A 14,932-nucleotide genomic window follows, 5' to 3' on the forward strand; every position below is an offset into this window, starting at 1 on the left:
TTTGGGTAACTTAGCCGTATGTGATCGATTTTACTATGAAGGTCAGCAATTGTGACCTAGATTTGGGGCAGAACGCTGCTAGTTTCATCAAGGGGAGGCCAGGATGACCAAGCACGAGATTTCCCTCAGCGACCGATTCGACCTGTCGAAGGACGATGTGCTGCTGAACGGTACGCAGGCGCTGGTGCGCCTGATGCTGATCCAGAAAGACCGCGACCGGGCGGCGGGGCTGAACACCGCCGGTTACGTGACCGGCTACCGGGGGTCGCCCCTGGGGGCGGTCGATCTGCAGATGAACAAGGCGGCGAAGCAGCTGCACGCCGCCGACGTGCTTTTCAAGGAAGGGCTGAACGAGGATCTCGCGGCCACGGCGCTTTGGGGCAGCCAGCAGGCGGAGCTGCGCGGCGAGGGGCGCTTCGACGGGGTCTTCGGGCTGTGGTACGGTAAGGGGCCGGGGGTGGACCGGTCCGGCGACGTGATGCGGCACGCCAATATGGCCGGGACCTCGCCGCATGGCGGCGTGCTGATGGCCATGGGCGACGACCACACCGGCGAATCCTCGACCGTGCTGCACCAGTCGGAATGGGCGCTGGTGGATGCCTATATGCCGGTGGTCTCTCCGGCGGGCGTGCAGGAGGTGCTGGACTACGGTGTCTACGGCTTTGCCCTGTCGCGCTTTGCCGGGGTCTGGGTCGGGCTGAAGACCATGAAGGACACGGTCGAGGCGACGGCGGTGGTCGACGGGCGTCCGGACCGCATGACACTGGTCACGCCGCAGGATTTCGCCATGCCCGAGGGCGGGCTGAACATCCGGCTCGGCGACACGCCGCACGCGCAAGAGACGCGGATGATCGACTACAAGCGCTTCGCGGCAGAGGCGTTTTCCCGCGCCAACGGCATGGACAAGCGCGTCTGGGGCAAGCCCGGGGCCAAGATCGGCCTTGTCGCGGCGGGGAAGAACTGGCTCGACCTCGTGCACGCGCTGACCCTGCTGGGCATCGACGAGGCAGAGGCAGAGCGGCTGGGCATCACCACCTACAAGGTCGGGCAGGTCTTTCCGCTGGATATGCAGGGCTTTCACGACTGGGCCGAGGATCTGGACCTGATCGTGATCGTCGAGGAAAAGCGCAAGCTGATCGAGGTGCAGGTCAAGGAGGCGATCTTCGACGACCGCCGGGGCCGCCGCGTCTATGGCTGGTACAAGGGCGGCGCCGGCAACATGCACCGCGAAGAGCTGTTCCCGACCCGGGGCGCGCTTGATCCCACGTGGATCGCGCAGAAGCTGGGCGAGATCCTCGTCGAAGAGGGGCGCGGCACCGACAGCGTGAAGGCCGGGCTTCAGGCGCTGGCCGAGGCGCGGACCGCGGACAATGCGCAGGACATCGCCGCGCGCACACCGTGGTTCTGCGCGGGCTGTCCGCACAATTCCTCGACCAAGGTGCCCGAGGGCAGCCGCGCCTATGCGGGCATCGGCTGTCACTACATGGTGCAGTGGATGGATCGCGAGACCACCGGCTTCACCCACATGGGGGCCGAGGGCGCGAACTGGATCGGCGAGGCGCCGTTTTCCAGCCGTGGCCATGTCTTCCAGAACCTCGGCGACGGGACGTACAACCATTCCGGCGTGATGGCGATCCGGGCGGCGCTCGCCGCGGGGGTCAATATCACCTACAAGATCCTCTTCAACGATGCGGTCGCCATGACCGGCGGCCAGAAGAACGAGGGCGGGCTGACGCCGCAGCGGATCGTGGCGGAACTGCGGGCCATGGGGCTGCGCGACGTCTTCGTCGTCTATGACGAGAAGGAGGACGTCGACCTCAAGGCGCTGCCGCAGGGGATCGAGACCTTTGAGCGGGCCGAGATGCAGGCCGTGCAGGAACGCTGCACGAAGATCGAGGGCGTCAGCGCCATCGTCTACATCCAGACCTGCGCCGCCGAGAAGCGCCGCCGCCGCAAGCGCGGGCAGTTCCCGGACCCGGACAAGCGCGTCTTCATCAACACCGATGTCTGCGAGGGCTGCGGCGATTGCGGGGTGCAGTCGAACTGCGTGGCCATCGTGCCCGCCGAGACGGAACTGGGCCGCAAGCGGGCGGTGGACCAGTCCGCCTGCAACAAGGACTTCTCCTGCCTGAAGGGCTTCTGCCCCTCTTTCGTCACGCTGGAGGGCGCGCAGGTGAAGAAGGCGGCGACCACGGCGCTGGATCTGCCCGACATGCCCGCGCCCGCGCTGCCCGCCATCGACAAGACCTGGAACGTCATCGTTACCGGCGTCGGCGGCACCGGGGTGGTGACCATCGGCGCGGTGCTGGCGCAGGCGGCACAGATCGACGGCAAGGGCGCCGCGATGATGGAGATGGCGGGCCTCGCCCAGAAGGGCGGCGCGGTCCATATTCACCTGCGCCTGGCCGAGCGCCCGGCGGACATCAGCGCCGTGCGGGTCGCCACCGGAGAGGCCGACGCGCTGATCGGCGGCGACCTGGTGGTCTCGGCGGGGGCCAAGACGCTGGGGCTGACCCGCACCGGGCGCACCGGCGCGGTGGTCAACAGCCACGAGATCGTCACCGGAGAGTTCACCCGCAACACCGAGTTCACGCTGCCCGCCGACCGCCTGCGGCTGGCGCTGGAGGCGCGGATGCAGGACCGGCTGGCGCTCTTCGACGCCTCGGAGCTGGCCCGCGTGGTCATGGGGGATTCGATCTTCTCCAACATGATGATCCTCGGCGCCGCATGGCAGCAGGGGCTGGTGCCGCTGAGCCACGAGGCCATCGCGGCGGCGATCGAGCTGAACGGGGCGGCGGTCGAGAAGAACCTGCGCGCCTTCGAGGTCGGCCGCTGGGCCGTGCTGCACCCGCAGGAGGCCGCCCGGATCGGCCAGTCCGAGGTGGTCGAGCGCCCGAAGTCGCTGGACGAGAAGATCGCCTTCCGCGCCGATCACCTGGCGCGCTACCAAGGGCGCCGTCTGGCGAAACGGTATCGCAGGCTGGTGGAGGGCGTCACCGATCCGCGCCTGAAGGAGGCGGTGGCCAAGGGCTATCACAAGGTGCTTGCCTACAAGGACGAATACGAGGTCGCGCGCCTGCACCTTGCCACCCGCGACAGGGTCCGCGAGGCCTTCGACGGCGATCCGAAGATGACCTTCCACCTCGCGCCGCCGATCTTCTCGAAAGAGGGCTCGGACGGGCGCCCGGTGAAGAAGCAATACGGCGAGGGCATGCTGACCGCCTTCCGCATCCTTGCCCGGCTGAAGGGCCTGCGCGGCACGCCGCTGGATGTCTTCGGGCGCAGCGCAGAGCGCCGCATGGAACGCGCGCTGATCGCGCAATACGAGGCCGACATGGCCGAGTGGCTGCCCAAGGCGGCGCCGGAGACCATGGATGCTCTCGTTGCGCTGGCGGAGCTGCCCCTGCAGATTCGCGGTTTCGGCCCGGTCAAGGCGGCGAACGAGGCCCGGGCGTCGAAGCGGCGCGAAGAGCTTCTGGCGGTGCTGCGGCAGGGTGGCGCGCCGCTGGCGCAGGCAGCGGAGTAGGCGGGAAGGCCCTTCGAAGGGCCTTTCGGGAAGCGGCTTCGAAGCCGCTTCCCCCGACAAAACCCGGCCACATGAAACCTTTACGGTTCTGTCACACAGACTCGCCACAAGGTCCGGACGGCGCTAGACAGCCGGACTCAACCAGCAAGGGGCTTCACCGTTGCCGAACCGGCGTCAGATCGCGCGCGACATCTCTTATTCCTACTCGGCCAGCACGCGCGGCGGACGGGCGATGATCCGCCTGATGGAAAACGCCACCGGGCGTCTGGGCCTGATCCGCCGCGCCGAGGGCTACGAGGCAGAGGTCGAGCGCGGCCGCGACTTCTGGGAGGTCATGGTCGAACGCTACGGGCTGGCGCTGGAGGTCACGGGCGGCGCGCTGCACAACCTGCCCGCAGAGGGCCCGCTGGTGGTGATCGCCAATCACCCCTACGGCATCCTCGACGGGCTGATGCTGGGGCACATCCTGTCGGTCGTGCGCGGCGATTTCCGCATTCTCGCCAACCATGTCTTCCGCAAGGCCGAGGAGCTGGACCGCATCGTCCTGCCGATCAACTTCTCCGAGACGAGGGCGGCGGTGCAGGAAAACCTCGCCACCCGCAAGGAGGCGCTGCGCTACCTCACGGAGGGCGGCTGCATCGGCGTCTTCCCCGGCGGCACCGTGGCCACGGCAGAGCGGCCCTTCGGTCGTCCCATGGACCCGGGCTGGCGCACCTTCACCGCCAAGATGATCGCCCGCTCGAACGCCACCGTGGTGCCGATCTACTTCGACGGCCACACCTCGCGGCTGTTCCAGCTGGCCAGCCACCTGCACGTGACGCTGCGCATGGGGCTGCTGATCAAGGAGTTCCGCAAGCGCGTCGATACGCCGGTGCGCGTGGCCATCGGTGCCCCCATCGCGCCCGACCAGATCGCGGCGCGCGCCGGCGATCCGCGCGCGCTGATGGATTTCCTGCGGCGCGCCACTTATGAGCTTTCCCCGGTGCCGCTGAGGTCTTACGATTACGGCTTCGAGTTCGAGGAAAAACACAAGGCGCGGCATTAGAACGGGTCGATTGCACGGCGGGACATAGCGGATCGGGCCGTTGCGGTGGCGATCCGGTTCCCACCCCGATCGAGACGAACAAGCGCGCCGGGAGAGGCAAGATGGCAGTAGGGATTTTCGATTCCGGGCTTGGGGGACTGACGGTGCTGGACGCGGTGTCGAAGCGTCTTCCCGACGTGCCCTTCGTCTACTTTGGCGACAACAGTCACGCGCCTTACGGGGTGCGCGATGCGGATGACATCTATCGCCTGACCACGGCGGCGGTGGAACGGCTCTGGGCGGCGGGCTGCGACCTGGTGATCCTCGCCTGCAACACCGCAAGCGCGGCGGCGCTGCGCCGGATGCAGGAATCCTGGGTGCCGCGCGACAAGCGGGTGCTGGGCGTCTTCGTGCCGCTGATCGAGGCCCTGACAGAGCGCCAGTGGGGCGACAACTCGCCCCCGCGCGAGGTGGCGGTGAAACATGTGGCGCTGTTCGCGACGCCCGCGACGGTCAGCAGCCGCGCCTTCCAGCGCGAATTGGCCTTCCGCGCCATCGGCGTCGATGTCGAGGCGCAGGCCTGCGGCGGGCTGGTCGATGCCATCGAAGAGGGGGACATGATCCTTGCCGAGGCGCTCGTGCGCAGCCATGTCGACGCGTTGAAGCGCAAGCTGCCGCATCCCGAGGCGGCGATCCTCGGCTGCACCCATTACCCGCTGATGGACGAGGTCTTTCAGGACGCGCTGGGGCCCGAGGTCTCGGTCTATTCGCAGGCCAATCTGGTGGCGGCCTCGCTGGCGGATTACCTGACGCGCCATCCCTCGATGATCGGCCCGGGGACGGAAAGCGGGTTCCTGACCACCGGCGACCCGGCTCGGGTGTCGCGCAATGCCACCCAGTTCCTGAAGCGGCAGATCGTCTTCACCAAGGCCTGAGCGGTTCCGCTTGGTGGTTGCCAGAGGCGGCAGAAGCCGCGTCGCCTCCTCTGCGCGAGGCCGGAGCGCCTTGGTTTGTGCCGGTCATGGTCGGGGGCCGTCCGCGTCGCGGGCGGCACCGACCGGGGTCCGGCAGGCTAGCCGGTAGAGGTTCGCGCGCTGGCTGGAGCCGCCCCTGTGGCAGCCGGGTTTGTCGCTGCGGAGGGGCATGACCTGACCGCCCGCACGATTGAGTGGGTTCGCCGCGGGGCATCCGGGTGCCGGGTCAGCCGCCGTGAACCGGGTAGCCCTCTGCGTCGCGGGTGTGGCGCGAGGGGCCGACATCGCCCTCCCACCAGGTCCGCCGGAGGCCGTGGTAGACCGGCACCGTGCTGCCAATGCGGTAGGGTGTCAGTTGGTCGCGCCTGTAGGCGAGGCTCTCGCCGCCGTGGCCCGCGCTGTCGCGCCATTGCAGGCGGTAGCGGTGTTCGCCGTTGACGGTCCAGCCGGTCTTTTTCAGCCCGGTCACCTCGGCCCTGTCGCGGCGCCCGTAGCGCCGGGCGCGCAGCGCGGCGACCGCCTTGCTGCCGGGGAACCAGAGCGCCCCCAGCATGAGCAGCCCGAAGACCGCGCCGATGACCTGCGTCACGGTGGCGGCGCTGCGGTTCTGGCCGCGCCGGGTCTCGATCCGCGAGGGATCGGATTGCAGATACCAGACCGGGATGTCGTCGCCGATCCGGGTGCGGTTGTAGAGCCCGCTGCCGACCGAGGGTTTCAGGCGCATCGGGCGGCCGCCGTCGGTCTCGAAGTCGATCTCGAGGTAATAGGTGATGGTCTTGTCGCCGTCGCTGTCGGTGCTTTCGGTGTAATAGCGGTCGATCACCCGGGCGCGGGTCTCGATGCCTTCGGCCTCGAAGCGTTGCGCAAGGCCAAGGGTGAGGTGGCTGACAAGGGTCAGCAGCAGCAGGGCGGCCCCGCAAATCAGCGCCAGCCATCCGCCCATGCGCCAGAACAGGCGCAGGAATGAGACCGGGTGATCCTGTGCGACATGGGCCATGGGGTGTCCTTCTACGGGGGGGTATGTGCCGACAGGGTGGGGCTTGGCGGCGGTGGCGGCAAGTCGGGCATTCCCTGCCTGGGCCCTGGCCCGTGACGCCCGCCGCATCCGGGCCGGTGCGGCGCAGGCTGTCACCGCCCACCGCGGGGTGGGTCCCGCGCGCCTTTGGCGTTGATTGCCGGGCAGGGGGCGGCTATCTGTTTGCCAAAGGAGACGTCTCATGGCCCCAGCGCCGTTCCAGGTATTGCGACGACAGTGACCGTTGGGGCCGTTTCGCGGCCTCCCTTCCTTTGCCTTCCATCATGACGCGGCGCGCGAGGCGCCTCAGACCAAGGGGACCCACATGTCTCATTCCATCGCCATCATCGGCGCTTCGGGCTATACCGGGGCAGAGCTTATCCGGCTTCTGGCCACGCATCCCTCTTTCGAGATCAAGGCGCTGGCCGCGAACTCGAAGGCCGGGCAGGGCATGGGGGCGGTCTTTCCGCACCTGCGCCACCTCGACCTGCCGGACCTGGTGACATGGGAAGAGATCGACTTCGACGCGATCGACCTGTGTTTCTGCGCCCTGCCGCACAAGACCTCGCAGGAGGTGATCTCGAAGCTGCCGAAGACGGTGAAGATCGTCGACCTCTCGGCGGATTTCCGGCTGCGCGACCCCGAGGATTACCGCAAGTGGTACGGCAACGCGCATGGCGCCACCGAGATGCAGGAAGAGGCGGTCTACGGCCTGACCGAGTTCTACCGCGAGGCCATTGCGGAGGCCCGGCTGGTGGCGGGCACCGGCTGCAACGCGGCGACGGGTCAGTATATCCTGCGGCCGCTGATCGAGCGCGACCTGATCGACCTCGACGAGATCATCCTCGACCTGCAATGCGGGGTGTCCGGCGCGGGCCGGTCGCTGAAGGAAAACCTGCTGCATGCAGAGCTGTCCGAGGGCACCAATGCCTATGCGGTCGGCGGCACGCACCGGCACCTGGGCGAGTTCGACCAGGAATTCAGCGCGCTGGCAGGGCGCCCGGTAGAGATCCAGTTCACCCCGCACCTGGGGCCGTTCAACCGGGGCATCCTTGCCACGGCCTATGTCCGGGGCGAGGCGGAGGCGGTGCTGGAGGCGCTGCAGCAGGCCTATGCCGAGGAACCCTTCGTCGAGGTGCTGCCCATGGGCGAGACCCCGTCGACGCATCACGTCCGGGGGTCCAACTTCGTGCATATCGGGGTGGTCGCGGACCGGCGCCCGGGGCGGGTGATCGTCGTCGCGGCGCTGGACAACCTGTGCAAGGGATCCTCGGGGCAGGCCTTGCAGAATGCCAACCTGATGCTGGGGGTCGAAGAGACCGCCGGTCTGATGCTGGCGCCCTGTTTCCCCTGAACGGGCTGCGGCGGGGTGATCCGGCGGGGCGCCTTCGGCGCGCATCCCCTCTTGGGGGCTGAGGCCCCCAAACCCCCGCCGGGGCGCTGCCCCGGACCCCGCGGTACTTTCGCCAAAGAGAAGGGGGGCTGCGGCAAAAGGCGCGGTCTCTCGCAACATCGGGCCGCGTGGACTATATTGCGCCCGAGTGCCGGAGAGGGAGGTGACCTGTGGCCCTGATGTCCCTGAAGAAGAAGCGTCGCGTGCAGGTGATCGCGCTGGCGGCGGTGGCCCTGATCGTGTCCAGCGGGCTGATCGGCTATGCCATGCGCGACGGCATCAACTTCTTCCGCTCCCCCAGCCAGATCATGGCCGAGCCGCCGCAGCCCGGCGAGGTCTTTCGCATCGGCGGGCTGGTCGAGGAGGGCACGCTTGTGCGCGGCGCGGGCAGCGAGATCCGCTTCAGCGTGACCGATGGCGGGGCGACGGTGCCGGTGGTCTTTTCCGGCGTGCTGCCGGATCTTTTCGAAGAGAACCAGGGCATGGTGGGGACCGGGCGCTATGTCGACGGGGTCTTTCAGGCCTCGGAGATCCTGGCCAAGCATGACGAGACCTACATGCCGAAGGAAGTCGTGGACGCGCTGAAGGAGCAGGGGGTCTACCAGGACCCGGAAAGCTGACGGAGCGCGCAGGGGTGGGTGCGGCTCTGTTCGGGTCGGTGTCCGAGTGGCGGCGCGGGCCTGGTGGCCGTGGCGTGGCGGGCCTGCGACCGATGCCGCGCAGGGCTTTGTTCCCGAGGCGTGAGGGGGACTGAGGCGCCGGACTGTTCGCAGGGCAATGAGGACGAAACCGCTGCCGTGCGGGAGCCGCGGCTATCGCCCATCGCAAGACCTGACCCCCTGCGCGGGCTGTTCAGCCCGACCGCTGCGCCGTCTTTCGGCCAAGCGGGAAAGACCCGGGGACCAGGCGTCGAACCGGCCCCCTGCGGCGGGGGCCGGTCCGTATCTGTCGTCAGCGCAGGATCGAGCGGCCCGCGTAGAGGGCGGTTTCGCCCAGCATCTCTTCGATGCGGATCAGCTGGTTGTACTTGGCCAGCCGGTCAGAGCGCGCCAGCGAGCCGGTCTTGATCTGGCCGCAGTTGGTGGCGACGGCGAGGTCGGCAATGGTGGCGTCCTCTGTCTCGCCCGAGCGGTGCGACATGACATTGGTCATGCGCGCGCGATGCGCCATCTCGACCGCCTGCAGGGTCTCGGTCAGGGTGCCGATCTGGTTGACCTTGACCAGCATCGAGTTGGCAGCGCCTTTCTCGATCCCCATGGCGAGGCGCTTGGGGTTGGTGACGAAGAGGTCGTCGCCGACAAGCTGGACCTTGTCGCCCAGCTTTTCAGTCAGCAGGGTCCAGCCCTCCCAGTCGTCCTCGGAACAGCCGTCCTCGATCGAGATGATCGGGTAGTCCGCGACCAGCGCGGCAAGGTAGTCGACATTCTCGGCGATCGACAGCGATTTGCCTTCGCCCTTCATCTCGTAGGTGTTGTCGCGGAAATACTCGGTCGCGGCGCAGTCGAGCGCCAGGTGGATGTCCTCGCCCGGCTTGTAGCCCGCCTTCTCGATGCTTTTCAGGATGAAGTCGAGCGCGTCGCGGGTGCCCTTCAGTTCGGGCGCAAAGCCGCCCTCGTCGCCGAGGCCGGTGGACATGCCCGCCGCCGAAAGCTCTTTCTTCAGCGTGTGGAAGACTTCCGACCCCATGCGCACGGCTTCGCGGATGTTCTCCGCGGCGACCGGCATGATCATGAATTCCTGGATGTCGATGGGGTTGTCCGCGTGCTCGCCGCCGTTGATGATGTTCATCATCGGCACCGGCAGGGTGCGCGCCGAGGCGCCGCCGACGTAGCGATAGAGCGGCTGGCCGGTGTAATCGGCGGCGGCCTTGGCCACGGCAAGCGAGACGCCGAGGATCGCATTGGCGCCCAGCCGGCCCTTGTTCTCGGTGCCGTCGAGCTCGATCATCGCCATGTCGATGCCGACCTGATCGATGCCGTCGAAACCGACGATGGCCTCGGCCAGTTCGCCGTTCACGGCGGCCACGGCCTCCAGCACACCCTTGCCCATGTAGCGCGCCTTGTCGCCATCGCGGCGCTCGACCGCCTCATGCACGCCGGTCGAGGCGCCCGAGGGCACGGCGGCGCGGCCCATCGTGCCGTCTTCGAGGGTCACGTCGACCTCGACGGTGGGGTTGCCCCGGCTGTCGATGATCTCGCGGGCATGGATGTCGATGATGGTGCTCATGGGGCAACCTCCGGTGGATTGAGTCGCGTGCAGTCATAGCAAACGCGGGGGAACGTGCAAATGTTACGGCGTTAGCGATAACGGGTCCGGGAACCGCTCTCAGGCGCCGGTCTCGCCCTCGCGTGCAAGGCGACGCTCGCGCAGGAAGGTGTAGAGCCCGGCGCAGAGGATGATGGCGGCGCCCAGCAGCGTCATGGCATCGGGCCGGTCGCCGAAGATCAGGATGCCCAGCCCGGTGGTGAAGACCAGCCGCGCATAGCGGAAGGGCGAGACCACCGAGGCCGGGGCCAGCCGCATGGCGGTGGTGATGGCAAGATAGCCGGTGGTGGTGAACAGGATCGCCCCGGCGATGGCCCATAACGCGGGCGCCTCCAGCTGCGGCGGCAGGCCCTCCATGCTCCAGATCACCAGCCCCACCGGGATCGTCGCGGCGAAGCCCCAGGTCGAAATGGCCAGCGAGGGGATATGCGGCGGCGAAAGCCGCGTCACCAGATCGCGCGCGGCCAGGCTGACGACGCCGAGGATGGCCCAGAACTCATGCCCGGTGAAGCCGGTGCCGAAGGGGCGGATGACCAGCAGCATGCCCAGGATGCCGACGCCCACGGCGGTCCAGCGCCGCCAGCCGACCTGCTCCTTCAGGAAGATCGCGGCGCCCAGAACCACCACCAGCGGCCCGCCCTGCATGATCGCGGCAAAGATCGGCAGCGGCACGTATTTCAGCGCATACAGCAATCCGATCGCGGCGAGGATCTCCAGCCCGTTGCGCAGCATGACCAGCGGATGCAGGGCGTCGCGACCGAAGACCGGGGTGCCCATCGCGCCGGCCAGCGCGACAAAGGCGGCGGTGCCGCCAAGGCTCACCAGCGTCATGACCTGCCCGGCCGGCGCCAGCGCCGTCGAGAGCTTGAAGAAGACGTCGGATCCGGCCAGCAGGGCCATGGCGAGGATCATCAGGGAAATGGCGCGCAGGATCATGGGGCCTCCGGGGTGGTTGCGCGCGGACAAGACGCAGGTTTCCCGCCGGGGTGCAAGAGCGGGGCGCAAACCGGCTCGGCCCCGATCCGCCCGGCTGTCACCGTCAGGCCCGGCGCCCTGTGCCCGGTGCAACACCCCAGGGCTCGGCCGCCGTCGGTCGGCTCGGGGTCGCGCCGGCCCGGGCGATCCCGTGCTTCTTTGGTCCCAAAATACCTCGGAGGGGTCCGGGGAGGCAGAGCCTCCCCGGCCGGGCGCCTGCCCGCAGGGCAGGCGAAACCACATTCACCCGGGCAGCCGTTCGGCGATATGGCCCGCGCAGCCGCGCAGCCCCGCGTAATCATCCGTCACCAGGTGCACGGGGAACTGTCCCATGAAATCGGCGAAACGGCCCTTGTCGGCGAAGGCCTCGGCAAAGCCCGCGTCCAAGAGGTGGGGCCCGAGGTGGCGCGCCACGCCGCCGACAAGGTAGATGCCGCCGAAGGGCAGGGTGATCAGGGCGAGGTCGCTGGTATAGCGCGCGAGATAGCGCACGAAGATCCGGACGACCCGCGCAGCCCGGGCCTCTCCGGCGGTATAGGCCGCCATGATCGCGGCAGCCTCCAGCGGCCTTCCCGCGCCCTCGTCCTCGCAGGCCCAGGCATAAAGCCGTTCCAGCCCGCGCCCGGACAGGATCTCTTCGATCCCGGTATTGCCGTGTCGCGCCTGCATCCATTTCAGCAGCCGCATCTCCTCGTCGTTCAGCGCCTGCAGGGTCAGGTGCCCGGCCTCGGCGGCGGGCACCAGCGTCAGCCCGGCCTGCCGGAACACCGGCACGGCGTTCAGCCCGGTGCCCACGTTCACCACCAGCCGGGCGGCATCCGGGGCGGCGGCGGCGCCGGGCAGCACCGGCACAAGGGCGTCGCCGGCGATATGGGCCACCGCGTGGCCCTGCGCCTGAAGATCGTTCAGCACCGCCACGACCCCCGCGCCGGTCGCCTGTTGCAGCGCCGTGGCATCGACGCGCCAGTCGAGGTTCGTCAGCGTGCCGACCCCGTCCTTCACCGGCCCGGCCATATCGACGCAGGCGGCCTCTGGCCGCGTGTCGTGGCGCGACAGGAAATCCTTCAGCACCGGCGCGATCCCCGGGTGTTCGGCATTGCGGTAGCGCCGGATCGTGTCGGTCAGCACCTGCGGTCCGCGCGCCAGTGCGACGCGGGTGTTGGTGCCGCCGATATCGGCCACGACAGAGAGCGCGTCTCGCATGGGGGGTCAGCCTTTCAGTGCCTCGGCAAGCGCGTGGTAGGATGTTTTCGGCCTGCGCTCAAGCGTGTCGAAATCGACGTGGACAAGGCCAAAGCGCTTCTCGTATCCCAGCGCCCATTCGTAATTGTCCAGCAGCGACCAGATCATGTAGCCCTTCAGCGGCACCCCCTCGGCCACGGCCCGGCGGCAGGCGTCGAGATGCGCGTCGAGGAATTCATTGCGCCATGGATCGTCGATCGTTTCACCGTGCAGTTCGTCCGAAGAGGCAAGGCCGTTCTCGGTCACGTAAAGCGGCAGGTCGCCGGTGTAGTCCCGCGCCGTGCGGGTCAGGAAGGCATGCAGGCCGTCGGGGTAGATCTCCCAGTCCATGAAGGTCTTGGGCAGCGGGCCTTCCACGGGTTGCACTTGCGGCCAGGGACCGGGGGCAGGGGCAAGAACCCTGCGCGTGTAGTAGTTGATCCCGCACCAATCGAGCGGCGCGGTGATGGTGCCGAAATCGTCCTGCCAGCCCTTGGGCATATGCGGTTCCAGCCCCTCCAGCGCCAGCGCGGGGTATTCCCCCTTGAAGGCGCCGCCCATGAACCAGCGGTTGTAGATCGCGTCGTGGCGGGCCGCCGCCTGCTGCGCCTCGGGGCTGTCGTCGGCGGGGCTGGCCCATTCCAGGTTGAAGACCCCGCCGAGGTTGCCCATGCCCAGCCCGCGCATCCGCTGGATCGCGGTGCCATGGGCCAGCATCACATGGTGCATGGCCCGCGCCGTCGCCCGGATGTCGCGCAGGCCCGGCGCATGGTGGCCCTCGAAATGCGACAGCCAGGCCACGCACCAGGGCTCGTTGATCGGTGCGACAGAGAACATCCGGTCGCCCAGCCGCCGCATGACCAGTTCGGTGAAATCGCCGAACCACTGCGCCACGTCGCGGTTGCGCCAGCCGCCGAGGTCCGCCAGCGCAGAGGGCATTTCCCAGTGGTAGAGCGTCGCGCAGGGCTTCAGCCCACGCTCCAGCATGGCGTCGGTCAGCCGGTCGTAGAAATCGAGCCCCTCGGCATTCGCCGCCCCGCGCCCCTCGGGCAGCACCCGCGCCCAGTTGATCGAGAAGCGGTAGGCATCGAGGCCCGCTGCCGCGACCAGGTCGAGGTCTTCGGCGTAGCGGTGGTAATGGTCGCAGGCTCGCGCGCCGGTTTCGCCCCGCACCACATTGCCCGGCGTCTCGGCGAAATCGTCCCAATGGGTGCGCCCGGCGCCGCCGAAGGACTGGCCCTCGATCTGATAGCTGGAGGTGGCGGCACCAAACAGAAAGCCCTCGGGGAAGTCGGATCGCTTGTGTCGCATGTCTCTCCTCAGCGGCGGGCCGGTCCGGTGGAGCTGCCGATGATCAGCTCGGCCTCCATCATCTGGGTCAGGGGCGGATGCCCCGGCTCGCGGATCAGCTGCAGCAGCATCTCGGCGGCGCGGGTCCCGGCGGCGCGCACCGAGGACCGCGTCGCGGTGAAGAGCGGCACGTCCTGCCCGTTCCCGAGATAGCCGAGGTCGTCGTCATGGGTGATCACCGAGACGTCGCGCCCCATCTCCAGCCCGGCGGCGTGGATCGCGCGGCGCACGCCAAGCGCGGCGATCATCGACGAGGCCAGGAAGGCGGTCGGCGCATCCGGCCCGGCCAGCATCTCCTGCGCGCTGCGAAAGCCGTAGACCTCGGTCATTTCGCCGGACCGCATCAGCGCCGGGTCGGGGGCAAGTCCGCGCGCCGTCAGGGCGGTGACATAGCCCTCGCGGCGGCGGAAGGCGAAGTCCATGAACTCCAGCCCGTTGATCAGCCCGATCCGGCGGTGGCCGAGATCCAGAAGGAACTCTGTCGCCCGGGTGAAGGCGCGCAGGTTGTTGGTGTCGAGCCAGGAATAGGGCGTGTCGATCTGCGACGCGCGGCCATGCACCACGAAGGGCAGGCCAAGCTCTGTCAGCAGCGGGATGCGCGGGTCCTTCATGCGCGGCCCGTGCACGATGATGCCGTCGACACTGCCGCGCAGGCGGATGTTGCGATAGGCGGCTTCCTCGTCGTCGTCGCCGACAAGGCTGATGACGATCTCGTAGCCGGCCTTGGCATAGGCCTGCCCGGCGCCCGAGATGAAGTCGCCGAAGATGGGGTTCACCATCTCGTGCTGGGTGGAAATCGGCAGCACGTGACCGATGGCCTGCGCGCGCCCGGTGGCAAGGCCCTTGGCGCGCAGGTTGGGGCTGTAATGCAGGTCGCGCGCGGCTTTCATCACCCGCTGGCGGGTGGCCTCGCTGACCTCGGGGTAGCCGTTCAGGGCGCGGCTGACCGTGGTCTGCGAAAGCTTCAGATGTTCCGAGAGTTGCTTCAGGTTCATGGCTTCATATGACCCAAAGCGCTTCGGCTATTCAAGGCATTCCATGCACCCGGGTGATGCCGCATCGCGGCGCTGGTAGCTGCGTTGCAGCGTGAAATTCCTTTACGAATAAGTTATGTCTGGTTGACAGGATGGGGCGAGTCAGAAAGTGTGACTGCACTCAAAGCGCTTTGGCTAAAGCGGGTCAGGCGTCC

Annotated in this window: 11 protein-coding genes; 5 read left to right on the plus strand and 6 right to left on the minus strand. The window is 68.1% G+C overall.

The genetic code is table 11. The features are described 5' to 3' along the window. Positions 1-103 precede the first annotated feature (103 nt). The 3 genes from ACN5KJ_RS03230 (at position 104) to ACN5KJ_RS03240 (ending at position 5,485) form a co-directional block, all read left to right on the plus strand. Positions 104-3,526: an indolepyruvate ferredoxin oxidoreductase family protein gene (locus tag ACN5KJ_RS03230; RefSeq protein ID WP_418592032.1), complete on the plus strand. Its 3,423-nt coding sequence runs from the start codon at positions 104-106 to the stop codon at positions 3,524-3,526. A 160-nt stretch (positions 3,527-3,686) separates the two neighbouring features. Further along, entirely contained in the window at positions 3,687-4,571 is an 885-nt protein-coding gene (locus tag ACN5KJ_RS03235) for a lysophospholipid acyltransferase family protein (RefSeq protein ID WP_418592033.1), read from the plus strand. Between the two features lie 101 nt (positions 4,572-4,672). Further along, positions 4,673-5,485 (plus strand): glutamate racemase, encoded by an 813-nt coding sequence (locus ACN5KJ_RS03240; RefSeq protein ID WP_418592034.1) that lies wholly within the window; start codon positions 4,673-4,675, stop codon positions 5,483-5,485. 265 nt (positions 5,486-5,750) lie between these two features. On the opposite strand, the gene ACN5KJ_RS03245 is transcribed toward ACN5KJ_RS03240, so the two are convergent. Beyond that, complete coding sequence (locus ACN5KJ_RS03245) at positions 5,751-6,521, minus strand: DUF3592 domain-containing protein (RefSeq protein ID WP_418592035.1); 771 nt, start codon at positions 6,519-6,521, stop codon at positions 5,751-5,753. 343 nt (positions 6,522-6,864) lie between these two features. Here ACN5KJ_RS03245 and argC point away from each other — a divergent pair, with 343 nt between their 5' ends. Together argC and ccmE are read left to right on the plus strand one after the other, a co-directional pair. After that, positions 6,865-7,893 carry an N-acetyl-gamma-glutamyl-phosphate reductase gene (gene argC, locus ACN5KJ_RS03250; protein ID WP_418592036.1) on the plus strand — a complete coding sequence of 343 codons (1,029 nt, stop codon included), beginning with the start codon at positions 6,865-6,867 and terminating at the stop codon, positions 7,891-7,893. 215 nt (positions 7,894-8,108) lie between these two features. Then, on the plus strand, positions 8,109-8,552 hold the full coding sequence (ccmE, locus tag ACN5KJ_RS03255; protein WP_347168058.1) for a cytochrome c maturation protein CcmE: 444 nt from the start codon (positions 8,109-8,111) through the stop codon (positions 8,550-8,552). Positions 8,553-8,883: 331 nt separating this feature from the next. Here ccmE and eno read toward each other — a convergent pair whose 3' ends face one another. The 5 genes from eno to ACN5KJ_RS03280 all read right to left on the minus strand — a co-directional run bounded on the left by eno (position 8,884) and on the right by ACN5KJ_RS03280 (position 14,738). After that, positions 8,884-10,158: a phosphopyruvate hydratase gene (gene eno / locus ACN5KJ_RS03260; RefSeq protein WP_418592037.1), complete on the minus strand. Its 1,275-nt coding sequence runs from the start codon at positions 10,156-10,158 to the stop codon at positions 8,884-8,886. Positions 10,159-10,257: 99 nt separating this feature from the next. After that, on the minus strand, positions 10,258-11,133 hold the full coding sequence (locus ACN5KJ_RS03265) for a DMT family transporter (RefSeq protein ID WP_418592038.1): 876 nt from the start codon (positions 11,131-11,133) through the stop codon (positions 10,258-10,260). Between the two features lie 282 nt (positions 11,134-11,415). Next, positions 11,416-12,375 (minus strand): ROK family protein, encoded by a 960-nt coding sequence (locus tag ACN5KJ_RS03270; RefSeq protein ID WP_418592039.1) that lies wholly within the window; start codon positions 12,373-12,375, stop codon positions 11,416-11,418. A 6-nt stretch (positions 12,376-12,381) separates the two neighbouring features. Further along, on the minus strand, positions 12,382-13,704 hold the full coding sequence (locus ACN5KJ_RS03275) for a GH1 family beta-glucosidase (protein ID WP_418592040.1): 1,323 nt from the start codon (positions 13,702-13,704) through the stop codon (positions 12,382-12,384). An 8-nt stretch (positions 13,705-13,712) separates the two neighbouring features. Continuing rightward, entirely contained in the window at positions 13,713-14,738 is a 1,026-nt protein-coding gene (locus tag ACN5KJ_RS03280; protein ID WP_418592041.1) for a substrate-binding domain-containing protein, read from the minus strand. Between the last annotated feature and the right edge of the window lie 194 nt (positions 14,739-14,932).

This window comes from Ponticoccus sp. (in: a-proteobacteria), from assembly GCF_048381735.1.

What these genes read in the sequence shown, in the direction of transcription:
- ACN5KJ_RS03270 (WP_418592039.1), bottom strand. Translation starts at nt 12,375, where the DNA reads ATGCGAGACGCGCTCTCTGTCGTGGCCGATATCGGCGGCACCAACACC.
- eno (WP_418592037.1), bottom strand. Translation starts at nt 10,158, where the DNA reads ATGAGCACCATCATCGACATCCATGCCCGCGAGATCATCGACAGCCGG.
- ACN5KJ_RS03280 (WP_418592041.1), bottom strand. Translation starts at nt 14,738, where the DNA reads ATGAACCTGAAGCAACTCTCGGAACATCTGAAGCTTTCGCAGACCACG.
- ACN5KJ_RS03245 (WP_418592035.1), bottom strand. Translation starts at nt 6,521, where the DNA reads ATGGCCCATGTCGCACAGGATCACCCGGTCTCATTCCTGCGCCTGTTC.
- ACN5KJ_RS03240 (WP_418592034.1), top strand. Translation starts at nt 4,673, where the DNA reads ATGGCAGTAGGGATTTTCGATTCCGGGCTTGGGGGACTGACGGTGCTG.
- ACN5KJ_RS03265 (WP_418592038.1), bottom strand. Translation starts at nt 11,133, where the DNA reads ATGATCCTGCGCGCCATTTCCCTGATGATCCTCGCCATGGCCCTGCTG.
- argC (WP_418592036.1), top strand. Translation starts at nt 6,865, where the DNA reads ATGTCTCATTCCATCGCCATCATCGGCGCTTCGGGCTATACCGGGGCA.
- ACN5KJ_RS03275 (WP_418592040.1), bottom strand. Translation starts at nt 13,704, where the DNA reads ATGCGACACAAGCGATCCGACTTCCCCGAGGGCTTTCTGTTTGGTGCC.
- ACN5KJ_RS03230 (WP_418592032.1), top strand. Translation starts at nt 104, where the DNA reads ATGACCAAGCACGAGATTTCCCTCAGCGACCGATTCGACCTGTCGAAG.